We start from the raw sequence: 22,475 nt of genomic DNA, 5'->3' as shown, positions 1-22,475 counted from the left end.
ACCCCTCCGTGTACTATTTACAGAACGAACGGTCGGTAAGTGGACCCAACTGGGTAGCGCTAAGTGTCGTTTTGGACGCTCAAAACGACACTTAGCGCTACCTGGTTGGGATGGCGCTACGGACCGCAGATGACAGTGCCGTTTATCGCGTGAAGGGTGTTTCCATGGCTGCAACCGCAGGTCCGCAGGCTTTCCTTGTTGGCGGAGTCCGAACGCCGGTGGGCAGATACGGCGGGGCGCTCTCGTCGGTCCGCCCCGATGACCTGGCAGCCCTGGTGCTCCGGGAGGCGGTGAACCGGGCCGGACTGGACCCGGACAGCATTGACGAGGTCATCCTGGGCAATGCCAACGGAGCCGGCGAAGAGAACCGCAACGTGGCCCGGATGGCAACCCTGCTGGCCGGGCTTCCCCTCCATATCCCCGGGATCACGGTGAACCGGCTCTGCGCCTCCGGCCTCAGCGCCATCATCCAGGCCAGCCACATGATCAAGGCCGGAGCTGCGGACATCGTCATCGCCGGCGGCGTGGAATCGATGAGCCGGGCGCCGTGGGTCCAGGAAAAGCCGACCGCCGCCTTTGCGAAGCCCGGGCAGATTTTCGACACCTCCATCGGCTGGCGCTTCACCAACCCGCTGTTCCACAAGGGCGGGCTGTCCCGGGACGGCAAGATGACCTACTCCATGCCGGAGACCGCCGAAGAAGTGGCCCGTGTGGACAACATTTCCCGTGAGGACGCCGACGCCTTCGCCGTCCGATCCCACCAGCGGGCCCTGGACGCCATCGCGGCGGGGCGGTTCAAGGACGAAATCGTTCCCGTCACCGTCAGGACCCGCAAGGCCGAGAATGTCGTGGACACTGATGAAGGCCCCCGTGAAGGCACCACCCTGGACGTCCTCGCCGGACTGAAGCCGGTAACCCACGGCGGGTCAGTGGTCACTGCAGGCAACTCCTCCTCCCTCAACGACGGCGCCTCCGCGATCATCGTTGCCTCGGAAGCGGCCATCGAACGGCTGGGACTAACACCCCGCGCGCGGATCATCGACGGCGCCTCGGCAGGCTGTGAACCGGAGATCATGGGCATCGGCCCGGTGCCTGCCACGCAGAAGGTCCTCAAGCGCAGCGGCCTCAGCGTAGGCGACCTTGCCGCCGTCGAACTTAACGAAGCCTTTGCCACGCAGTCCCTTGCCTGCATCCGGCGCCTTGGCCTGGAACAGGACATAGTGAACAACGACGGCGGCGCGATCGCCCTGGGGCACCCGCTGGGTTCCAGCGGGGCACGGATCGCCATCACCCTGCTGGGACGCATGGAGCGCGAGGACGCCCGGATCGGCCTGGCCACCATGTGCATCGGCGTGGGCCAGGGCACTGCGATGCTGCTGGAGAAGGTCTGATGCCCGGGGCCGTGGACCTGGCCGCGGAGAAGTTCCACGCCCTCCTGGTGGAGGAACGCGGCGACCGGGTGGTGGTGCTGCTCAACCGGCCCGAGGTGCGCAACGCGATCGACCAGCAGATGGTGGACGAGCTGCACGTGGTCTGCACGGCGCTGGAACAGAACCCCAAGGTGCTGATTATCGCCGGCGTGGACGGAGTGTTTGCCTCCGGCGCGGACATCGGCCAGCTGCGTGGGCGGCGCCGGGACGACGCCCTGCAGGGCATCAATTCAACCATCTTCGTCCGGATCGCCAAGCTGCCCATGCCGGTCATCGCGGCACTCGACGGCTACTGCCTGGGCGGCGGGGCGGAACTCGCGTACGCCGCCGACTTTAGGATCGGAACCCCCGGTGTCCGCATCGGCAACCCCGAAACCGGGCTGGGAATCCTCGCCGCTGCGGGTGCCAGCTGGCGGCTGAAGGAACTGGTGGGGGAACCGGTGGCCAAGCAGATCCTGCTGGCCGGCAAGATCCTTGGGGCCGACGAAGCCCTGGCCGTGAACCTCATCACCGAGGTCCACGAGCCGGCGGGCCTCCTGGACGCCGCGCACAACCTGGCGGACAGGATCGGCCGGCAGGATCCCCTGGCCGTTCGCATCACCAAGTCCGTGTTCCACGCCCCTGCGGAAGCACACCCCCTGATCGACCAGCTGGCCCAAGGCATCCTCTTCGAATCCGAGGCCAAGTTCGACAGGATGCAGGCGTTCCTGAACAAGAACGCAGCCAAGAACGCCGAGAACGCAGCCAAGAACGCCGACGCCGAGACCGGAGAAAAGAACTGATGAACACACCGCAACCTGCCCCCGGCCTGCCGTCTGGCCTTCCCGTCTTCGTCGGTGTCCTGGGCGGCGGCCGCATGGGCGCCGGCATTGCCCATGCCTTCCTGGTCAAAGGTGCCGACGTGCTGGTGGTGGAGCGCGACGACCGGTCCGCGGAGGCTGCCCGGGAGCGGGTGGAATCGGCCGCTGCCAAGAGCATCGAGCGGGGCATGGCGGACGCGAACCTGGATGAGATGGCGTCCCGGCTCACTGTCGGCGTGGACTACGACGCTTTCGCGGACCGGCAGCTGGTGGTGGAAGCCGTCCCGGAGGACTGGGACCTGAAAGTCGCCTCGCTGCGCGGAATCGAGGAGCGGCTGGCCGACGACGCCTATCTCGCCTCCAACACGTCATCGCTCTCCGTGAACGGGCTGGCCGGCGAACTGAAGCGGCCAGCCAACTTCCTGGGCCTTCACTTCTTCAATCCGGTCCCGGCGTCCACGCTCATCGAAGTGGTGCTGGGCGAGCGCACGTCCCCCGAACTTGCCGCCGCCGCGAAAGGGTGGGTTGAGGCACTCGGCAAGACCGCCGTCGTCGTCAACGATGCCCCGGGATTCGCTTCCTCGCGGCTCGGCGTGGCCATCGCCCTCGAGGCGATGCGCATGGTGGAGGAGGGCGTAGCGTCCGCTGAGGATATCGACGCCGCCATGGTCCTGGGCTACAAGCACCCCACCGGGCCGCTGCGGACCACGGACATTGTGGGCCTGGATGTCCGGCTGGGCATCGCCGAGTACCTGCACTCAACGCTGGGGGAGCGCTTCGCTCCGCCCCGGATCCTCAAGGACAAGGTGGCCCGGGGGGAACTGGGACGGAAGTCCGGCAAGGGCTTCTTCGACTGGCCCGGCCAGGCAACTGCGGGCTAGTCGAAAAGCCCGACGATGTAGCCGATGAAGTACAGGAGGAACAGCAGCACGCCGGCCCCGATGGCTCCTAGCCAAAAGACCTGCTGCCCCTTCCCGGACCCCTTCTGCCGGGGTTCCTGGGTGCCTGCCACCGACCCTTCACCGGGAGGCGTTTCGCCCGGCGGCACTCCGCCGCCGGGCTCCAGGCCTGTGATCTTGTCGTCCTCCGGGTCCGGATTGGTACCTGACACGTAAACTCCCTCGCTCGCCGTCCTGATGCTGTCCCCAGCGTAACCGGCACTGGTGGTTGCACCTAGGCTGGTGCAGTGACTTTCCTGGAACCCCTTAGCCTGACTGGCACATATGTAACCTTGGAACCCTTGTCCGGGGACCACCACGACGGCCTGGTGGACGCGGCCCTGGACGGTGAGCTGTGGCGGCTCTGGTACACCTCGGTGCCTTCGCCCGAAGGGATGGCCGAGGAGATCGAGCGGCGGCTCGCCCTGCAGGAATTGGGCTCCATGCTGCCGTTCACCACCAGGCTGACCGATCCATCCACCGGAGGCCCCGGGCGGATCATCGGCATGACCACCTATATGAATATCGACGCCGGTACTCCCCGGCTGGAGATCGGCTCCACGTGGAACGCGGCGTCCGTCCATGGCACCGGCACGAACCCCGAGTCCAAGCTGCTGCTCCTGCGGCACGCGTTTGAGGTACTTGGCTGCCCTGCCGTGGAGTTCCGGACGCACTGGCTGAACCACCAGTCGCGGGAGGCCATCGCCCGGCTTGGTGCCAAGCAGGACGGCGTGCTCCGCAGCCACTCCCGGACCCGCGACGGGCTGCTGCGCGACACGGCGGTATTCTCCATCCTGGAGCATGAATGGCCCATGGTCCGGGCCGGCCTGGAGTACAGGCTGGCCCGGCGGGGCCGGGGGCTGGACAACGTCCGGACCAGCGCGTCAAGAGGTATAACCACCTGTGTGGCGTGCGACTCCTGTGGCCAGTGTGATTAACTTTCCCAATGAGGAAACCCGGCGGACCCATGGACTGGGATGGTGCGGTCAACGCGTGTTGCCGAGCTGGATTCCGTGCTGGCCCTCTGCGAAGCAGCCTGCGTATAGGAACCACAATGAGAACCGGCACAGCATTCCGCCGAGGAAAGCGCGGTGTTGCTCTGGGCGCCGCCGCCGGCGTCCTCGCCGCGTCCGCCCTGGGTTACGCTCCCGGCTGGGCCATGGCGGAGGCGGAGGACGCAACACCGCCGGCCCCGGCTGCAACGTCCGGCCCTGCTGCCGCCACGCCGGCCCCGGAGCCGGGGAGCACCGGGCTTACGGAAGCGGGCCTCGCCGGTGCCGTCCTGCGGGACTTGGGCCTCACCCTGGAGCAGTTCAATGCGGCGGGGGAGCTGGGAAGCCGGGCAGCAGCTGCTGCCGGCCAGCTGCGCGGCGTCCCCGGCTATTCAGGCATCAGGCTGCAGGACAACAAAATCATCGTGAGTGGCGCGGGGGCCGAGCTGCAGCTGGCCGTCGACCGATTGTCCGGCGTCGTGGCCGGGCTCTCCCTTGAAGCGCCTGGCACTGCAGGGCCGCAGCCCGCATCTGCTCCGGCTCCTTCGCTGACGGCCGCTCCCGGGTCCCAACTTGCGCTGAGCACCGAACAGCTTTTCCAGGCCTACCTGCGCGAGGTCGGAACCACCGGCCTTCAGGCAGTGGTCTATTCCGGCGGCAAATTCGTCATCCGGACGGGCAGCATCGCCGCGGCCGAATCAACGCGGGACACGGGCGGAACGCCGTCCACCCCGCCGGGAGAGCTGGAGACTACTGCCGCCCCCGGCAAGATCTCGCCGTCGGAATTCGTCGCGAGGTACGCCAACGTAGTGCTCGACGGCGGCGCGCCCCTTAAGCCTGAGGCGGACGTCCCGGGCGGGGTGGGTTATCAAACCGACAACCGCGCCATCTGCTCCACAGGGTTTTCCGCGTTTGATCCCTCGGGCTTGCCCGCAGTCCTCACCGCGGGGCACTGTACGGATGACGGCGTGGCCAGCACGGCGGAACTGTTGCTTCAGGGCGTGCCCGCCGGGCCCTTGGGTACCTTCCAGTTCAGCCAGCTGGGCGGGCCCGGCAACTCTAGGGTGCTGGACCCCAACATTCCCACGGACCAGGACGGCGCGGCACTTACGGACCCCGGCAACGTGGGAACCGACGTTGCGGTAGTCGGAGCGCTCAGCCCTGGCCAGGATCCGTTGCCGGCTGCCAGCACGCATGGTGACGCGCGGCAGCCGGGCCCGGACGTCAAAATCATCGGCACTGCCAGCCCTGTGGTGGGCATGGAGGTGTGCCGTTCGGGATGGAGAACGGGATGGTCCTGCGGAACCGTGAGCGCCGTGGGGATCTTCCTGGTGGGAGGACCCGCCTACCCCGCCGACCCAACCGATGTCCGCGCCTTCAACGGTTTCCTGTCCTACGACGTGCAATCCAGCGGCGGTGACTCCGGCGGTCCGTGGATCAGCGGAAACTACGCGGTAGGAACGCACAGCGCCGGCGACGATCCCCGGCCCAACGAACCCGCACCCGCCAACTTCGCCGTGGCGGCCACGCTGGACGAATCGCTGGAGGTCCTGCCCGGCTACCAGCTGGAGCTCTTCCTCAACAGGCCACTGGTTTCCTCGCCTGCGCCCGGCGGCACGTACGGGTCCGGGCAGGTCATCAGCGGAAACATTCCCGCTGCCCCGGCCTCGGCCATTGCTGCCGGATCCACGGTCCGGATTACCATCCAGGGGCAGGAACCGTTCGAGGTCCCCGTGAATGCCGACGGAAGCTGGAGTTTCACGGCACCGGACAGCAGGCAGACGCTCAGGTTCACCGCGGAGACGGTCAACGGTTTCAGCGCCTCGGGCGCCGCAGGCTTCGAGTTTGCCACTGCTGCCCCGGCGGAACCCGTCTCTTCCGCAACGGATCCAGCCCCGGCGGGCGATGGCGCCGCCGTCGTACCCGGTCCGGCGCCCACCCCTCCTGCCGGCCTGGCGGATACCGGCGGCAAGGCACGGGACGGAGCGGGCAGGGGCGACCTCGCCCGCACTGGCACCAATGCCCTCCCGGCGGCGGGCGCGGCCGCGGCGGCCATCGCGGCCGGCGCGGTGCTCATGCTGCTGGTCCGGCGCCGGAGGCAGCCCACCCGGGACTAGGCTTCGGCAGCGGGCTTCTTGTGGCGCCGCATCAGGAGATTGGTGATGCGGAGGGTGCAGAGCCGCTGGCCGGCCTCGTTGGTGATGAGCACCTCGTGGGTGGTGAGCGTACCGCCCAGGTGGATGGGCGTGGCCGTGATGGTGACCTGCCCTTCCCGCGCGGAGCGGTGGTGGGTGGCCGAGACGTCCACGCCCACCGCCGTCTTGCCCAGGGTGCTCGCGTGTATCACCGCCGCCCAGGAACCCACCGCTTCCCCCACGGCCAGGGACGCGCCGCCGTGGAGCAGCCCGAAAGACTGCCGGTTGCCCTCCACCGGCATGGTGGCCACCACGCGCTGGACCGACTCCTCGACGATCTTCACGCCCATCTTCTCGTCCAGCTCCCCGAGGGTGATCTTCCACTGCTCGTGCGCAGGGGGCTGGTTCTCGGCAGCATCCATGGGTGACGGGGCGCTCATACATTCTCCTTTGGGTGGCCGAATTCAGTCCTGGCCTTCTAGTGTGCAGCACGGCACTTCATGTATGGTGAATATATTACCGAACGGACGGTCAGTAATCATTGGCCGCTTCTGTCTGCCCCCATGTTGGAAGGACCCGTCAACGATGACCACCACTGCCACAGCTCCCCAGGCCACGGTCGACACCGTGGAGACAGTGCCCAGCTTCATCATGGATTCCTGGTGGACTCCCGACGCCGGATCGGCCGGGTCCGCGACGCCCGTCAGGGATGCGAGCACGGGGGAGATCCTGGCCAAGGTGAGCACCGAAGGGCTGGACCTGGCCGCGGTCGTGGACTACGGCCGCACCAGGGGCCAGCAGGAGCTCGGCCGGTTCACGTTCCACCAGCGTGCCCTCAAACTGAAGGAGCTCGCACAGTACCTCAATGCCCGGCGTGAGCACTTCTACACCTTCTCGGCCCAGACTGGCGCCACCAAGGTGGACTCCATGATCGATATCGACGGCGGCATCGGCGTGCTCTTCACGTTCGGTTCCAAGGGCCGGCGCGAGCTGCCTAACTCGCAGGTGGTGGTGGACGGACCCATGGAGGTCCTGTCCAAGGACGGCTCCTTCGCCGGCGAACACATCTACACCCGCATCCCCGGTGTCGCCGTGCAGATCAACGCCTTCAACTTCCCGGTCTGGGGCATGCTCGAAAAGTTCGCCCCGGCCTTCCTCGCCGGCGTCCCCACCATCGTCAAGCCCGCCACTCCAACCGGCTACGTGGCGGCCGCAGTGGTTAAGGCCATCGTCGAATCGAACATCCTGCCCAAGGGCTCCCTGCAGCTGATCTCCGGCTCCGTCCGCGGGCTGCTGGACGTCCTGGACTACCGCGACCTGGTGGCCTTCACCGGCTCCGCATCCACCGCGCTTTCCCTGAAGGCCCACCCCAACGTGGTCCAGGGCGGGGTCCGCTTCACTTCCGAAACGGACTCCCTGAACGCCGCCATCCTCGGCCCGGACGCGGTGGAAGGAACGCCGGAATTCGATGCCTTCGTAAAATCGGTGGTCACGGAAATGACGGCGAAGGCAGGGCAGAAGTGCACCGCCATCCGCCGCGCCATCGTGCCGCAGGAGCTGGTTGCCGCCGTCTCAGCGGCCATCGGCAAGCGGATCTCCGAACGCGTTGTCCTGGGCGATCCCCGGGCCGACGGCGTCACCATGGGTGCCCTCGCTTCAGTGGAGCAGCTCCAGGACGTCCGCGCCGCCGTCCAGTCGATGCTCGACGCCGGCGGTGAGCTTGCGTACGGAACGCTCGATTCGCCGTCGGTCACCTCCGCCGACGGAACCACCGGCGTGGTGGACGGCGGGGCGTTCATGGCGCCCGTCCTCTTGAACTGGCAGGACCCCGAGGCCGAGGAAGTGCACTCACTCGAGGCGTTCGGTCCCGTTTCGTCCGTGATCGGGTACAAGGACATTCCCGACGCCGTCCGCCTCGCCGCCCGCGGCGGCGGCTCCCTGGTGGCCTCGGTCTGCACCAACGATCCTTCCGTGGCCCGCGGACTTGTCACGGGAATCGCGGCGCACCACGGCCGTGTCCTGATGCTCAACCGCGAGGACGCCCGTTCGTCCACCGGACACGGCTCGCCCGTGCCGCACCTGGTCCACGGCGGACCGGGCCGCGCCGGCGGCGGCGAGGAACTGGGCGGCATCCGTTCGGTGATGCACCACATGCAGCGCACCGCCATCCAGGGCTCGCCGAACATGCTCACCGCCGTCACCGGCGTGTGGCACACCGGCGCGGACCGCAACTTCACTTTGGACACCGAGGGGACCCACCCGTTCCGGAAGTCGCTGGAGACGCTGCGGATCGGGGATGCCGTCCGCTCGGAGCTGCGGAAGGTCACCCTGGAGGACATCACCGCTTTTGCCAACTCCACCGGCGACACGTTCTACGCCCACACCAACCAGGAGGCCGCGGAAGCCAACCCGTTCTTCCCGGGCATCGTGGCCCACGGGTACCTGCTGCTCAGCTGGGCGGCCGGGCTCTTTGTGGAGCCTGCCCCGGGGCCGGTCCTGGCCAACTATGGGCTGGAAAGCCTGCGGTTCATCACTCCGGTGGCCGCAGGCGATTCGATCCGGGTGACCCTCACGGCCAAGAAGATCACCCCCCGCGAAACCGACGAATACGGCGAGGTGGCGTGGGACGCCGTGCTCACGAACCAGAACGACGAGATCGTGGCCACCTACGACGTCCTCACCCTCGTGGAGAAGTAGCCCGCCCCCGCGGACGCTCTCTCACTTAACGCGGGTTTTCCCCGGACGCTCTCTCACTTAACGCGGGTTTTCCCCGGACGCTCTATCACCTGCCGGCGACAGGTGATAGAGCGTTGGCGCTTAGACCGCATTAAGTGAGAGAGGGCGTGGGTTTTCCCTGCGGGAAGTGAGAGAGCGTCGGGTCTTTTTGGCGGGCGGAAGCGTAAAATTCTGCCCGTAGGAGGTGGCCCTTATGAGCCTAAGAATGAACACAGCCACAACCGTCCTGCCAGTCGATGATCCCGCCCGCGCCCGTAGGTTCTACACCGAAAAGCTCGGGCTCCCGCTCCGCGGCAAGGCAGACGATGGAAGCGAATTGCTCGGCAGTAGCGGCGGCCCGATGCTGCAGTTGTTGCCGGTTTCGGACGGCAAGCACTCCGAGCACACCGCCCTGAGCTTTGAGGTGACGGACATCGAGGGGACGGTCCGGGACATGGAGGCCAGGGGCGTCAGGTTCCAGGATTATGACCTGCCGAACCTGAAGACGGAAAACCACATCTGCACCACCGACTCGGAAAAGTGTGCCTGGTTCATGGACACCGAGCACAACATCCTCTGCGTCCACGAGAAACTGGGCGTCCAGGCCGAGTACGAGCTGTAACGGCGCAGCGGATGCCCTCGAATACAAAAGCAGGGGCGCCCCGGGTTTCCGGGGCGTCCCTGCTTTGTTTCCGGCAGGTCTGGCGTCAGGACTCGGCGCCGCCGTGCAGGCCGTCGTCGCTGCTGTCATCCTCGCGGCCGGTGCCGTGCCCGCTCTCGCTTTGATCCGAAAGGTCCATGTTGCCGCGGGCCTCCGACATGGTGGGGCCGCCGGAGGGGACGCTGTAGGTGTCCGGGCGGATGCCGTGGGACTGTTCCTCGATCAGGGCCTGCTCTTCGCTGAAGCGGATGGCGTTGGCTTCGTCTCCGGCGTCGCCGGTGAGGTCTTCGCGGACCTTTGAGGGGTCCGGAATGATGTATCCGGCGTCTGCTTCGTCCTTGGGGTGGCTCATGTTCTTACCTTCCTATCGGGTGTTACTTGTGGGCCTGGCGATGAGGTCCGCCTTGACGTCAAGGCTCTGACCTCCCCGCTTGACCTTGAAGCCTACGGTATCGCCGGGGTTGCGTCCGCGGAGTTCCGCCAGGAGCTTCTCCGGTGAATTCAGTTCCACTCCTTCCATCGACTCCAGCACGTCGCCCGGCCGGATCCCCGCACGTCCCGCCGGACCGCCGTCGTCCACTGCGAGGACCACGACGCCGGTACTGGCGTCAATGCCCAGCTGCTCGGCAATCTGGGCCGTAAGTTCGCCGGGCGTGAGGCCCAGGTAGGCGTGCTCGGCAGTGCCGTCCGCCAACAGCTCCTCGGCCACCTCCACGGCCGTGGCGGCAGGAATAGCGAATCCCAGGGCCACGGCGCCCGCAGACGGCGGGATGTAGGCCTCGCTGATGCCGATGATTTCGCCGCGCATGTTGATGACGGCGCCGCCGGAGTTGCCGGGGCTGATGGGGGCATCGGTCTGGATCAGGTCCACGAGGGACAGGCTGTTGGAGGCGGAGCCGGGGATGGAGCGGTGCAGCCCGGAGATGATTCCGGCCGTGGCGGTGTTCTCGAAGCCCAAGGGGGAGCCCAGCACCACGGCCCCCTCACCAACGCGCGGCAGGTTGGCCTGGTAGACGGGTTTGGGCAGGCCGGTGCGGTTTGCCTGCACCAGGGCGAGGTCGGTGACGGGGTCCGTGGCCTTGACCGTTCCCTCCACGCGCTGGCCGTCGGCGAAGGCGACTTCCACCGTGGTGTTGCCCCGGACCACGTGTTCGTTCGTGAGGATGAGGCCGTCCTCGGAATAGACAACGCCGCTGCCCAGGCCGCCCTCGGTGAAGATGGTCACCACGGACGGTGCGAGGTTCTCCACGAGCTGCGGGATGTCGCCCGCCGCGGCCGGGGCGGGAGCCGCGGAGGTGCTCCCCGGCGTGGCGGCGGAGGTGGAGCGGGAGGTGGGGCCGGCGGTTGAGGTGTCGGTGGGCGCCGGGGGACTTGGCGTACCGGTGCAGCCGCTGAGTGCCAGTGCGGCCGCGAGGACGCCGGTCCCAAATGCTGTCCGCAGGCAGCCCGGACGCCGTAATGCCCGGCTGGTGGTGATGCTCATGGGCGGCCTCCCTGCAGATCCTGGCTGGTCCTTCAACCGTAGCCGGGAAACGGCAGGGATACCAAGCACCCTTAGTATTTTTCCTGGGGCTTGGTGGAGTGCAGGCCGTCGAACGCCATGGTGATGACGTCGTCGGCCAGGCGCTCGGGTGAGAGGGAGCCGCCGGGCTTGTACCATTCCACGATGGAGTTGATCATGCCGAACAGCAGGCGGGTCACGGTTCGCGGATCAATGTCCTGGCGCAGGGAGCCTTCGTCCCTGGCGGCGGAGATCAGCCCGGCAACCTTGTGGTCGAACGCGCGCCGGCGTTCCAGGGCGTCCCGCTCTATCTCGGTGTTGCCGCGCAGGCGCAGGAGCAGCGTGACGAACGGCAGCCGGTCCACCAGCACCGCCACGGTTCGCCGGAGCACAAACTCAAGGCGGGCGTCTGCCGCGCCGGCCGCAGCCTGGGGTTCATCCAGGATGGCTTCGAGCCCGCCGAGTGCGTGGTCCAATGCAAGCTTGAGGAGGTCGCCCTTGGAGGGGACGTGATGGTAAATGGCAGATTTCGATATGCCCAGGTTGTCGGCAAGGATGCCCATGGACGTCGCATCGTAGCCATGCCGGTTAAAGACGTCGACGGCGATGCGCAGCACCGACTGCTGGTCGTATCCCGGGCGGCCGCGCTTGGTGGGTGCATCAGTTGCAGACATACCGGCCATTTTCTCATGAACGTTCGGTAAACCAGGCCATGACCGGCGGGTCCTTGGACCCTGTGGCGTTTTCTGAAGCCCGGCCTCCACCCTGCGCCTTCTGGCCCGGTCCGGCCCCTCCTGCGGTGGGGCCGGACCGTTACCCCTTGGGGCGCAGGTCGTAGATCCTGCGCAGCTTGCCGTTGGACCGCTCAAGCGAGCCCGGCTCCACAACGTCAACCGCGCAGGAAGAACCCACGTGGATCTTGATCTGTTCCCTCAAGGTGCGTGCCGCCGTCGTGCTCTGCTCAGTGGTGACGTTGTCCCGGCGCTCGATGCGGACCGTCATCTGGTCCATCCGCTGGCCCTCGGGGCGGGTGAGCTCCAGCTGGAAGTGCGGGCTGAGCTCGGGGATCCGGAGGGCGATTTCCTCGATCTGTGACGGGAACACGTTCACGCCGCGGAGGATGATCATGTCGTCGCTGCGGCCGGTGATGCGCCCCATGCGGCGGTGCGCGGGGCGGGCCGTGCCGGGGAGCAGGCGGGTGAGGTCCTTGGTGCGGTACCGGATGATGGGCAGGGCTTCCTTGGTGAGCGAGGTGAACACCAGTTCGCCGTGCTCGCCGTCGCCCAGCACGTTTTCCTTGCCCACCGCCGGGTTGAAGGCGTCGATGATTTCGGGGCGGAAGTGGTCCTCCCAGATGTGGCTGCCGTCCTGTGTCTCCACCGCCTCGCCGGCCACGCCCGGGCCCATCACCTCGGACAGCCCATAGATGTCGCAGGCCTTGAGGTTCATGGTGACCTCAAGCTCGTGCCGCATCTCCTCGGTCCACGGCTCTGCGCCCAGCACCGCATACTTCAGCGACGTGGAGGCGGGGTCGATGCCCATGTGGGCCATGGCGTCGGCGATGGTGAGCAGGTACGTGGGCGTGGCCAGGATGGCGTCGGGCTTGAAGTCCTGGATCAGCTGGATCTGGCGTTCGGTCTGGCCGCCGGAGATGGGGATGACGGTGCAGCCCAGGGCTTCGGCTCCGGCGTGGGCGCCCAGGCCGCCGGTGAACAGGCCATACCCGTAGGCGTTGTGGACCTTCATGCCCGGGCGGATGCCGGAGGCGCGGAAGCTGCGGGCCACCAGCTTTGCCCAGTCCGCCAGGTCCTGCTTGGTGTAGCCGACGACGGTGGGCCGGCCCGTGGTGCCCGAGCTGGCGTGGACGCGGGCTACTTCGTGCTGCGGCACCGCGAACATGCCGAACGGGTATTCCTCGCGCAGGTCGTCCTTGGTGGTGAAGGGGAAGTTGCCCAGGTCCTCCAGTTCACGGAGGTCGCTGGGGTGGATGCCGGCGTCGTCGAATTTGCGCTTGTACAGGGGCACGCGCTCGTAGGCGTAGGCAACGGTGTGCTGCAGCCGGCTGAGCTGGAGGGCCTCGAGCTCGTCGCGGGAGATGGTTTCCTCGCGGTCCAGGGTGGCGTCAGTGCCTGCGGCGGTCGCTGCGGTGGCTGCGGGGGATTCAGGGGCATGCAGGGTCATGGTTTCCTACTTCTTGGGGATGGTGCGGCTGCGTCCGCGGAACTCGGCAATGAGCTCGCCTGGCTGGCCGGCGTCGGCGGGCGGGGCATCGGCGGCGAAAATCTGGATGTCGTACAGGCCGCTGCGCCCGGCGCTGGAGCGGCGGTCCGCCACCGCGGTGAGCACCTGGCCGCGGAAGGCCGGTTTAAGGAAGTTGATGTCGACGCCGGAGGCCACGGTGATGCTGTTTTCCTCGCCGGGTGCCGGCACGGCCGGGTTGCAGGCGAGGGCGAACGCGGTGTCGCCGAAGGCGAAGATCATTCCGCCGTGGGCCATACCGAAGCCGTTGAGCATTTCCTGCCGGAGGGTCATCCGGATGGTGGCGTGCCCGTCGCTGATGGCGAGGACCTGGATTCCCATCCACTCGGAGGCGTAGTCGTTCTCCAGGATCTGGTGTGTGGGCCCGGAAAGGGCGGTCTCAGCCATGCGTCATTGCCTCCAGCTTTATTTACCGAATGTTCATTAGGTAATCCCATGGAGGGGTCCTGTGTCAAGGGTGGCCGGCCGGATCAGCCCAGTTTTGGAGGGTCCAGGCCAGCAGCCTGCGGGGGCAGTCCGGGGAGGCGTTCGAAAACTGGGCTGCAATGGACGACGGCGGCACGCATCCCGCCGGGGAGGTGCAAGGATTGAGTGACCGGCACCAGCACAGCAAAGGGCGGACCATGGCCAAAGGCATTTACGTCAGCGCAACCACCCCCGGCTCGGGCAAGTCACTCGTTGCCCTGGGCCTGGCGGATACCCTGCACCGGCACGCGGACAGGATCGGCTTCTTCAAACCCGTGGTCCACGGCCCGGATGCCACGGCCGATCCCATGGTGGCGCTGATGAAATCCCGCTTCGCGCTGGAGGATGAGCGGTGCCGCGGCGGACTGACCCACGCCGAAGTCCGTGATCTGCTGGCGGAAGGCAACCGCGCCGAGATCGATGCCCGCTGCGTGGAGATTTTCGCCGACATTTCGCGGCACTGCGATGTGGTGATCGTCGAGGGAACCGACCTGGCGGGCCAGGATGCCGCCGTCGAATTCGATCTCAACGCCCGCCTGGCGAACAACCTGGCCACGCCCGTGGTGGCGGTGGTGGGCGCCAAGGGGCGGACCGTTGCGGAGGCCGTGGCCGCCGTCGAGGTCGCCCGGAAGGAACTTGCCGCCGAACGGTGCGCGCTGCTGGCCATCCTGGTGAACCGTGCGGACCCGGAGGACGTCGAGGCCATCGGGGCGGCGGTAAAGCCCGGCGCGTCCAAGCGGCCCGTCTACGTCCTGCCGGAACTGGAGGAGATTGCCCGGCCCACCACCGGTGAAGTGGCTACGGCGCTGGGCGTCCGGCAGATCGCCGGCCGGCGGGACATGGAGCGCGACGTGAAGGACATCAAGGTGGCGGCCATGAACGTGGGCAACTTCCTGAACGTGCTGGATGAGGGCGCCCTGGTGATTGTTCCCGGGGACCGGGCCGACGTGATGGTGGCGTGCCTGGCCTCGTCCTTCTCGCCCGAGTTCCCGGTGGCGTCCGCGCTCATCCTCACAGGCGGGCTCGCGCCGGACGCCAATATCTACCCGCTCCTGGCGCAGGCGCCGTTTCCCGTGTTCGCCACGAAGGAGGACACCTACACCACGGCCCGCCGGGTCTCCGAAGTCCGCAGCGAGATCTGGTCCGGGCACCGCCGCAAGGTTGCTTCTGCCCTGGGGCTGTGGTCCCGCCGGGTGGATGAAAACGAACTCGTGGAGCGCCTGCACCTGCCGCGTGCCGAGCGGATGACTCCGCTGCGCTTCCTGCACGACCTCATCGAGCGTGCCCGCTCGCAGCGGCGGCACGTGGTGCTGCCGGAGGGGACCGATGTGAGGATCCTGCGGGCGGCGGAGATCCTGCACCGGCGCGACGTCTGCGACCTTACGGTGCTCGGGCCGGAGCCTGACGTCCGCGAACTGGCCGCAGCGAACGGCATCGACCTCACCGGCATCAGCATCGTGGATCCGGCCACCTCGGACCTGCGGCAGAAGTTTGCCGAGAAGTACGCCGAGCTGAGGGCGCACAAGGGCGTGGACCTGGCCAAGGCGCTGGAGATCATGCAGGACGTCAGCTACTTCGGCACCATGATGGTCCAGCTGGGCGTCGTGGACGGCATGGTGTCCGGCGCCGCGCACACCACGGCCCACACCATCCGTCCGGCCCTGGAGTTCGTGAAGACGCGCGAGGGCGTGAAAATCGTGTCCTCGGTGTTCCTGATGCTCATGCCGGACCGGGTGCTGGTCTACGGCGACTGCGCGGTGAACCCGGACCCGAACGTGGAGCAGTTGGCGGACATTGCGCTGGCTTCGGCGGAGACCGCTGCCCAGTTCGGGGTGGAGCCCCGGGTGGCCATGCTGTCCTACTCAACGGGCGGCTCGGGCTCCGGCGAGGCAGTGGACGAGGTGCGGCAGGCCACGGAGCTGGTCCGTGAGCGCCGGCCGGACCTCGCAGTCGAGGGCCCCATCCAGTACGACGCCGCCGTGGACGCCTCCATCGCCGAGTCCAAGATGCCGGGATCCTCGGTTGCCGGGCAGGCCACCGTGTTCATCTTCCCGGACCTCAACACCGGCAACAACACGTACAAGGCGGTGCAGCAGAGCTCAGGGGCGGTCGCCGTCGGGCCCGTCCTGCAGGGCCTGCGGAAGCCGGTCAACGATCTCTCCCGCGGCTGCACCGTGGAGGACATCGTGAACACCGTGGCCATCACGGCCATCCAGGCGCAGGCCTCCTAGGTGTTTCATACAGCAACGCGGGGTCACTCCACGCCCAATTTGGGCGCGTCATCGGGCATGGAGTGACCCCGCGTTGCTGTAAGCGGCCCGTCAGCTGTTGTCCGGCTTGGCCAGGCTCTCCTGGTCCTCCTGCTTGGCAGGCTCGTCGGACAGGCCCTGCGGGGTGAGGTCCAGGTCCTCCGCGTTCTCCGGGGCCTCGGGGGCTTCTCCGGTTTCGGCGGCCTTGAGGTTGCCGGTATCATCCAGCGCCGGGTTGGCGCCCTCCACCACCGTGGGGTCCTTCTTTCCGGAGCCCGGCCGGGCATCCGAGTCCGCCTGGGCGTTCAGGGGAGCGGTACTGCTGGATCCCGTGTTGGTGGGATCATTCTCGTCAATCGACGCGGGTTCGTTCGTCATGGAAGTGTCCTCTCGGGCGTGGTCCAGCCTGTCCGCCCCGACTCTAGGCGCAGCCGCGCCCATCCGCAAGGAAACAGCCGCCGCGCCCACCTATAGTGGGGTTTGAACCGCAGAAGCAAGGCTCAGGAGGCCCCTCATGCTCGTGCTCGTCATCAACTCCGGATCGTCGTCGCTCAAATACCAGGTCCGCGATGTCGCGGCCGGGAGCGTCCTGACCGAGGGGCTGATCGAGAAGATCGGCATGGGCAACGGCGGCGACGGGGACGGCGAGATCGAGGGCCCGCGGGACCATGCCGAGGCGCTGGAACAGGTGGACGCCGCCATCCACCGGGAACTCGGCGATCTGGAGCTGGCGGCAGTGGGCCACCGGGTGGTGCACGGCGGCGAGCGGTTCGCCGAGCCCGTGCTGATTGACAACGAGATCACCCGTGCCATCGAGCGCCTGAACCCGCTGGCGCCGCTGCACAACCCGGCCAACGTGCTGGGAATCCGGGCCATCACCAGGAAGTGGCCGGACATGCCGCAGGTTGCCGTGTTCGACACCGCCTTCCACCGCACCCTCCCCGAGCACGCCTGGCGCTACGCCGTGCCGGACGAGCTGTACACCAACCACGGCATCCGCCGCTACGGCTTCCACGGCACCTCCCACGAGTACGTGGCGCGCCGCGCCGCCGCGCTTATGGACCTGCCCATGGAAGAGTTCGACGGCGTGATCGCCCACCTGGGCAACGGCGCCTCAGCCACCGCCATCCGCGGCGGCCGGTCGGTGGACACCTCCATGGGCTTCACGCCCTTGGAAGGACTGGTGATGGGGACCCGCTCGGGCGACCTGGACCCGTCCATCCTGGTGTTCCTGGGCCGGGCAGGCTGGACACCCGAGGACCTGGACACCATGCTCAACCGGGAGTCGGGGCTGAAGGGCCTGGCCGGCAACAACGACATGCGCTCGGTGGTGGAGGCCTCCGAGTCCGGCGATGCCAAGGCTGCGACGGCGCTCGGCATCACCTCCTACCGGCTGGCCAAGTACATCGGCGGGTACCACGTGGCCGTGGGCGGTGCCAAGGCCCTGGTGTTCACGGCGGGGATCGGCGAGAACTCGCACCAGTTCCGTGCCTTGGTGACGGACAGGCTTGGCGCGCTGGGCATAGAACTCGACGCCGGCCTGAACGCCGAGCGGTCCAGGGAAGCGCGCGTCATTTCCACGGCACAATCCGCCATCCCCGTCCTGGTGGTTCCCACTGACGAGGAGCGCGCCATCGCGGAGGCGACTGCCGCCGTCGTGACTTCCTCGGCCGGGTAACCGACGCTCTCTCACTTGATGTGGGATTTCCCCGAACGCTCTCTCACTTGATGTGGGATTTCCCCGAACGCTCTCTCACCTAAGCCCGGCCCTTGAGGATCAGGTTCCAGTAGACCTGCGGGAAGATGTCCCGGTCCACCACCCAGGACAGCCTGCTTTCGTTCCACGTGGGCACCCGCGGGATGGTGGGCATGGGCCGGTACCGGTCATCGAACTCGGCGAACACCACGGTGTTGCGGGACACCGTGAAGGGGCACACCGAGTAGCCGTTGTACTTTGCCCGCAGGGCCTTGCCTTTCCGCGCGGCCACCAGGTTTTTGGCCAGGACCTTGGTCTGCTTCCGCAGGGCGCCCCCCGACTTGGAATTGGTGGTTCCGGCGGCGTCCCCCAGCGACCAGACGTTCTGGAACCGGATGTGCCGGAGCGTCTGCCGGTCCACCTCCACGAAGCCGCCGGTGTCGCCGGCTGCAGGCAGGTCGGTCGCCTTGAGCCAGTCCGGGGCGGACTGCGGCGGAACGGCGTTGAGGACGTCGTAGTGCAGGTTCTCTTCGGTACCGGCGGCCAGGTCCCGGATGGTTGCTGTCTGGCCGGCCGCGTCCACGGCGACGAGTTCGCTGTTGGTCCGCAGCTCGATGCCGTACTCGGCGATCTTGCGGTCAAGTTCCCGGTCCACCTCCGGCACGCCGAACACCGTGGGGTAGGGCTGGACCATCACCACGCGGATCCGGTCCAGGACACCCTGCTCCCGCCAGTAGTCGCAGGCCAGGTACATGGGTTTCTGGCTGGCGCCGCCGCATTTGACGGGCCCGGCGGGCATGGTGAAGACTGCCGTGCCGGACGCCAGGCCGCTCAACAGGGTCCAGGCCTTGGACGCCAGTTCGAACTCGTAGTGCGAGGTGCCGGAGGGCGAGTGCACGGCCTCGGCCAGGCCGGGCACGGCATCCCAGTCATACTGCAGGCCGGGGCACACCACCAGCTGTCCGTAGGACACGGTGGAACCGGACGCCAGGGTGACGGTGTTCGCATCCGTGTCCACACCGGCGGCGGCGTCGCGGATCCAGGTCACGCCCTGGGGTGTCACGGATTCCTGCGAGCGGACTGCCTCCGTGGCCTGGGCCCGGCCGCCGGCGATGTGGGAGAACAGCGGCTGGTAGAAGTGGTGGTCCTTGGGCTCGACGACGGCCACGTCCTTCACCCCGTAGCGCTCCAGTCGGGCGGCCAGTGACACGCCGGCGTTGCCGCCGCCGATGATGACAACCTCGTGCTGTGCGGCCACCGTGCTACTTCTTTTCGGTCAGGGCAGTAGCCTTGTGCGCGGCCCGGGCTCCGGTCTTGGCCGACTCCACCACATACTGCGGCTCGTCCTCGCTGGCACGGTGCGTGTTCCCGTCCAGTTCAAAGTCACTGGTCTTCTTTTCCACGATCATGCCGTGGGTCTTGCCCTGCGGGGTGTTCCATTCCACGGACGTTCCCTTGCCCAATGACATCTGTTCTCCTAGGTGGGGTTTGCGGTGGGAAGCGGCTCTGCTGCGGGAACCGTGCCCCCAGTATCCGCCGTTGGGAGCGGTGTCTCAACGGGGGCGTACGACGGCGGCGCCTCGCCTGGCACCGGCTGGGTCGCCGGGGCGGTGGCGGGCGCTGTCCCTGCCGGAGCGGTTGCACCGGCGCCCGTGCCGGGTGAGGAAGGGGGAGCAGAAGTGCCTGTGTGGGCCGAACTTTGTGTGGCGCTGGGATCCGCCTGGACGATGGCCATGATCTGTGCCTTGTAGTCGGACAGAGTGGCCTGGATTTCGGAAAGCGGCACGTTCTGGATATTCCGGCCGTACTCGGCAATCTCGGCCCACAGAGCCTGCAGGGAGGCCATGCCCGCTTCGCTCAGCGGACCGTCCAGGGTAAGGACGAGCTGGCTGGCCAGTGCGTAGGTAAGGCACTCGAAGCAGTTGTAATTGGCTGCCGCGGACAGGTTTTCGGGAACAATCACGTCCGTCTGCCCCACGATGAGGACCACCTGGAAGCCCACGGCCACGGCCGCGCACCCGCTGCAGCTGGCAAAGGCATAGGCCTCGTTCCGGGTATCAACGGGTTCGCCGTCCTCGGCCCAGACCAGCGCGAAGGCGACGCTGTAGGTCACGGACCCGTCGGTGGTGTTGACGGCCAGGGCCTGGTTGCCGTCCTCCTCGGGGGCGTCGGGCCGGTCGAACGGGAACACCCAGGACGGGGCCGGGGCGGAGGACGATCCGCCCGCCGGGGCGGGCACGGTGCCGGGCGCACCTTCCACGGGCACCAGCACCATGCTCAGCTGCGGGTTCTCCCGGGTGGGCCTGGCCGCGCCTTCGGGCCATAAGGCGACGGTGCGTCCGCTGCCGCCTTCCTGCAGGGCGGTGCCCGAAACCGGCAGGATCGACGTCGTAGCATCAGCCAGCATGCCGCGTTCGTACGGCTGCACGGGACGGTACGTCCCGCCGTCGGGCCACCATGCCCAGGCGAGCCCGGCCAGCAGGGCCGCCACGGCACCCATCGCCAATGACCGCTGAACCAGCCTGCCGCGGGTTTTCTGCCAGGCGCCGACGGTCAGTTGCCGCAGGAGCCGGAGCAGGATGTAGAGCATGCCGAGCATTGGCAGGGCAACGGCGACGATCGCCAGGATGCGCACGGCGGCGCCGGCCGGGTCGCCGGCAGCGAGACTGTCGGTGAGCAGTTCCTGTTGCTTCGCGGCGCTGTCCCATGCGGTGGCCAACAGCCTGGGCAGGGCGAGCACCATCATGGCCAGGCTGAACAGCAGCAACGGCACAGTCACCAGGACCCACAACGTCACCACGGCCCGGGCCCACGGCTTCAGGACCTTGTTCTCCGGCCGGCCCCAGTGCCACGGAAGAAGCCCCAACAGAGTGGGCTTGATGCGCTGGAACAGGTCCGGGACGCCGGTGGTGTCGGCCAGGATGTGGTAGCCGTCGAACCGCACCAGGGGCAGCAGCTGCCGGACCATCTGCAGGATCTGCGTGACCACCACCAGGAGCAGTGCGTCCAGGCCTGTAGCCCACCACAGGCCCATGATCGCCACCGCAACGATGGCGTTGAAGTAGAGGCCGCCAAGGTCCGTGATGATGCGGCCGCCCCGGCCCAGGCGGTAGGAATCCGTGACGTCCGTGAAGAACGCCGGCCAGATGAGGTACAGGCCTGCACCCATGGCGCCGGGCGTGGCCCCGCCCCTCCGGGCAGCGGCGGCGTGCCCGAATTCGTGGAACCCCGCGGACAGGATGGTGACGGCAAAGATCAGCAGGAGCAGGACAGGCTTTTCGAATGCCTCATGGGTGGCCGCGCCAAGTCCCTTAACCATCAGCACCCACCAGCAGGCCGCCAGGAACGCTGCCGTCACGGCCACCACGATCAGCGGGTTGAACAGAACCGTGAACGGGGACGTGATTTTGCGGGTGCGTTCCGGATCGGTCACTGTGTAGCGGAAACGCATGCCCAGGAGCGGGTCTGCTTTCTTTACCTCGGGCTGGGATCCGTCCGCAAGCCGCAGCAGGCCCAGCGGCAGCAGCTGTGAGTCCATCAATGTCCGGACGTTGTCCGCGCTGATCAGCCTTCCGGACGTCTCGCTGGCGTGCCGGGCCACCTCCTCCATGGTCCGTGTCCCGTCCACTGCCTCCAGCACTGCGAACAGCAGCGGCGTCAGTTGGAGGGTCTGGCCGTCGGCGCGGCGGACCAGCGACGGCGGCTCCCGGTAACCGGATCCCTCGGAAGGCCCGATGAGCTGCACGCCGTCAGCCCGGGCGGGCACCTGCGGCGGGTGTTCGGTGATGGCAGCGGACGACGGCGGGCCCGCCTTCGAGGCCGGCCCGCCGCTTGCGTGGGTCATGGGTGCTTACTGCCGGAGGTCGGACTGCTGGTCGGCAGTGGCGTTGGCTTCGCCCTCGATGTGTTGGGAGATGATGGCATCCTGTTCGGCCACGGCGTATGCCTGGCTGTCGATGGAGCCGATGTTTGCGGCCACCGCGGCGTCGATAGGGGCAGCCACGTTGGCGTTGGCGGCCACGGCACCGTTGATCGGAGCTGCGATATCCGCGTCGGCCGCAAGGTCCACGTTGACGTTGAGCAGGTCGCCGTCGAGTGCGGCAGCCGGATCCACGGGCAGCGCGCCGACGTCCGGCAGGCTTCCGTCCGGCAGGCTTCCGTCGGGGAGCGTGCCGTCGGGAAGGAGGCCGCCGCCGTCGACCGTTCCCGCGGTGGTTCCGGGCTCGGTCCCGGTGCCCGCCGCGCCGTCCTCCACCGTGCCATCGCCAACGGTGTCGTCAGACTGGTCGATGGTGCTGTCCTGGGTGGATGCGGCGTTCGCGTCGGCTACGATGCCCTGCTCGATGATGACGCCCTGGTCCGCCAGGGCCTGCGCCTCGGAGCCGAAGGAGAGGATGTTGGCGGAGGCCGCGGCGTCAATCGGCGCGGCCACGTTGGCGTTGGCGGCCACGGCGAGATCGATGGGTGCCGCCGCATCGATGCCAAGATCAAGGTCCGCATTCAGGTCAAGGACAGAGGCAACTTCTTTGTCCGGCAAGGCCGTTGCCTGTTCCGCCGTCAATTCGTCGTCGGTCAGGGGACGCATTTCTTCCATGCTCACAAAAACCTCCACGTACGGCGCTGGTTGGCCTGCC

21 protein-coding genes are annotated in these 22,475 nt (G+C 67.6%); 9 read left to right on the top strand and 12 right to left on the bottom strand.

The genetic code is table 11. From position 1 onward, the window contains the following. The first annotated feature begins 164 nt into the window (after positions 1-164). The 3 genes from C3B78_RS16010 to C3B78_RS16000 are packed head-to-tail and all read left to right on the top strand — an operon-like array spanning position 165 to position 3,111. Positions 165-1,391 (top strand): thiolase family protein, encoded by a 1,227-nt coding sequence (locus tag C3B78_RS16010; protein ID WP_104998932.1) that lies wholly within the window; start codon positions 165-167, stop codon positions 1,389-1,391. Then, positions 1,391-2,212: an enoyl-CoA hydratase/isomerase family protein gene (locus C3B78_RS16005; RefSeq protein WP_104998931.1), complete on the top strand. Its 822-nt coding sequence runs from the start codon at positions 1,391-1,393 to the stop codon at positions 2,210-2,212. The genes C3B78_RS16010 and C3B78_RS16005 overlap by 1 nt, the downstream gene beginning before the upstream one ends. Further along, a complete protein-coding gene (locus C3B78_RS16000; RefSeq protein ID WP_104998930.1) occupies positions 2,212-3,111 on the top strand; it encodes a 3-hydroxyacyl-CoA dehydrogenase family protein in 900 nt (299 codons plus the stop codon). Before C3B78_RS16005 ends, C3B78_RS16000 begins: the two co-directional genes overlap by 1 nt. Here C3B78_RS16000 and C3B78_RS15995 read toward each other — a convergent pair. Then, positions 3,108-3,341, bottom strand: a complete 234-nt coding sequence (locus C3B78_RS15995; RefSeq protein ID WP_104998929.1) for a DUF6480 family protein — start codon at positions 3,339-3,341, stop codon at positions 3,108-3,110. The genes C3B78_RS16000 and C3B78_RS15995 overlap by 4 nt on opposite strands. 75 nt (positions 3,342-3,416) lie before the next feature. Between C3B78_RS15995 and C3B78_RS15990 the strand changes: the two genes are divergently transcribed. After that, positions 3,417-4,106: a GNAT family N-acetyltransferase gene (locus C3B78_RS15990; protein WP_104998928.1), complete on the top strand. Its 690-nt coding sequence runs from the start codon at positions 3,417-3,419 to the stop codon at positions 4,104-4,106. Positions 4,107-4,222: 116 nt separating this feature from the next. Continuing rightward, a complete protein-coding gene (locus C3B78_RS15985) occupies positions 4,223-6,277 on the top strand; it encodes a S1 family peptidase (protein WP_104998927.1) in 2,055 nt (684 codons plus the stop codon). On the opposite strand, the gene C3B78_RS15980 is transcribed toward C3B78_RS15985, so the two are convergent. Continuing rightward, positions 6,274-6,735 (bottom strand): PaaI family thioesterase, encoded by a 462-nt coding sequence (locus C3B78_RS15980; RefSeq protein ID WP_104998926.1) that lies wholly within the window; start codon positions 6,733-6,735, stop codon positions 6,274-6,276. The genes C3B78_RS15985 and C3B78_RS15980 overlap by 4 nt on opposite strands. 145 nt (positions 6,736-6,880) lie before the next feature. Here C3B78_RS15980 and paaZ point away from each other — a divergent pair, with 145 nt between their 5' ends. Continuing rightward, a complete protein-coding gene (gene paaZ, locus C3B78_RS15975; RefSeq protein ID WP_104998925.1) occupies positions 6,881-8,992 on the top strand; it encodes a phenylacetic acid degradation bifunctional protein PaaZ in 2,112 nt (703 codons plus the stop codon). A 244-nt stretch (positions 8,993-9,236) separates the two neighbouring features. Further along, on the top strand, positions 9,237-9,632 hold the full coding sequence (locus C3B78_RS15970; RefSeq protein WP_104998924.1) for a VOC family protein: 396 nt from the start codon (positions 9,237-9,239) through the stop codon (positions 9,630-9,632). Positions 9,633-9,717: 85 nt separating this feature from the next. On the opposite strand, the gene C3B78_RS15965 is transcribed toward C3B78_RS15970, so the two are convergent. The 5 genes from C3B78_RS15965 to C3B78_RS15945 all read right to left on the bottom strand — a co-directional run bounded on the left by C3B78_RS15965 (position 9,718) and on the right by C3B78_RS15945 (position 13,818). Next, a complete protein-coding gene (locus tag C3B78_RS15965) occupies positions 9,718-10,023 on the bottom strand; it encodes a hypothetical protein (RefSeq protein WP_104998923.1) in 306 nt (101 codons plus the stop codon). A gap of 12 nt (positions 10,024-10,035) precedes the next feature. Continuing rightward, positions 10,036-11,154: a S1C family serine protease gene (locus C3B78_RS15960; protein WP_104998922.1), complete on the bottom strand. Its 1,119-nt coding sequence runs from the start codon at positions 11,152-11,154 to the stop codon at positions 10,036-10,038. A 71-nt stretch (positions 11,155-11,225) separates the two neighbouring features. After that, complete coding sequence (locus C3B78_RS15955; protein ID WP_104998921.1) at positions 11,226-11,846, bottom strand: TetR/AcrR family transcriptional regulator; 621 nt, start codon at positions 11,844-11,846, stop codon at positions 11,226-11,228. A 139-nt stretch (positions 11,847-11,985) separates the two neighbouring features. After that, positions 11,986-13,353, bottom strand: coding sequence for a phenylacetate--CoA ligase PaaK (gene paaK / locus C3B78_RS15950; RefSeq protein ID WP_104998920.1), 1,368 nt, complete (start codon positions 13,351-13,353; stop codon positions 11,986-11,988). 6 nt (positions 13,354-13,359) lie between these two features. Continuing rightward, positions 13,360-13,818, bottom strand: a complete 459-nt coding sequence (locus tag C3B78_RS15945) for a hotdog fold thioesterase (protein ID WP_104998919.1) — start codon at positions 13,816-13,818, stop codon at positions 13,360-13,362. Between the two features lie 236 nt (positions 13,819-14,054). Between C3B78_RS15945 and pta the strand changes: the two genes are divergently transcribed. Further along, positions 14,055-16,127, top strand: a complete 2,073-nt coding sequence (gene pta, locus C3B78_RS15940; RefSeq protein ID WP_104999842.1) for a phosphate acetyltransferase — start codon at positions 14,055-14,057, stop codon at positions 16,125-16,127. Between the two features lie 90 nt (positions 16,128-16,217). On the opposite strand, the gene C3B78_RS15935 is transcribed toward pta, so the two are convergent. Next, positions 16,218-16,523 (bottom strand): hypothetical protein, encoded by a 306-nt coding sequence (locus C3B78_RS15935; protein WP_104998918.1) that lies wholly within the window; start codon positions 16,521-16,523, stop codon positions 16,218-16,220. Positions 16,524-16,659: 136 nt separating this feature from the next. On the opposite strand from C3B78_RS15935, the gene C3B78_RS15930 reads away from it, so the two are divergent. Beyond that, a complete protein-coding gene (locus tag C3B78_RS15930; protein WP_104998917.1) occupies positions 16,660-17,823 on the top strand; it encodes an acetate kinase in 1,164 nt (387 codons plus the stop codon). 79 nt (positions 17,824-17,902) lie between these two features. Here the strand turns inward: C3B78_RS15930 and C3B78_RS15925 are convergent, their stop codons facing one another. From C3B78_RS15925 to C3B78_RS15910, 4 genes are read right to left on the bottom strand one after another with little or no spacing between them, the layout of a single operon-like run. Continuing rightward, entirely contained in the window at positions 17,903-19,099 is a 1,197-nt protein-coding gene (locus C3B78_RS15925; protein ID WP_104998916.1) for an NAD(P)/FAD-dependent oxidoreductase, read from the bottom strand. 4 nt (positions 19,100-19,103) lie between these two features. After that, on the bottom strand, positions 19,104-19,310 hold the full coding sequence (locus C3B78_RS15920) for a DUF2945 domain-containing protein (protein WP_104998915.1): 207 nt from the start codon (positions 19,308-19,310) through the stop codon (positions 19,104-19,106). An 8-nt stretch (positions 19,311-19,318) separates the two neighbouring features. After that, positions 19,319-21,685: a hypothetical protein gene (locus tag C3B78_RS15915; RefSeq protein WP_104998914.1), complete on the bottom strand. Its 2,367-nt coding sequence runs from the start codon at positions 21,683-21,685 to the stop codon at positions 19,319-19,321. Positions 21,686-21,691: 6 nt separating this feature from the next. Beyond that, positions 21,692-22,435, bottom strand: a complete 744-nt coding sequence (locus tag C3B78_RS15910) for a peptidoglycan-binding protein (RefSeq protein ID WP_234005614.1) — start codon at positions 22,433-22,435, stop codon at positions 21,692-21,694. Between the last annotated feature and the right edge of the window lie 40 nt (positions 22,436-22,475).

This window comes from Arthrobacter sp. PGP41 (genome assembly GCF_002953935.1).
Taxonomy (GTDB): domain Bacteria; phylum Actinomycetota; class Actinomycetes; order Actinomycetales; family Micrococcaceae; genus Arthrobacter.
Note: the sequence above shows the minus strand (reverse complement) of the source record. Positions and strands in the feature narration are given on the sequence as shown.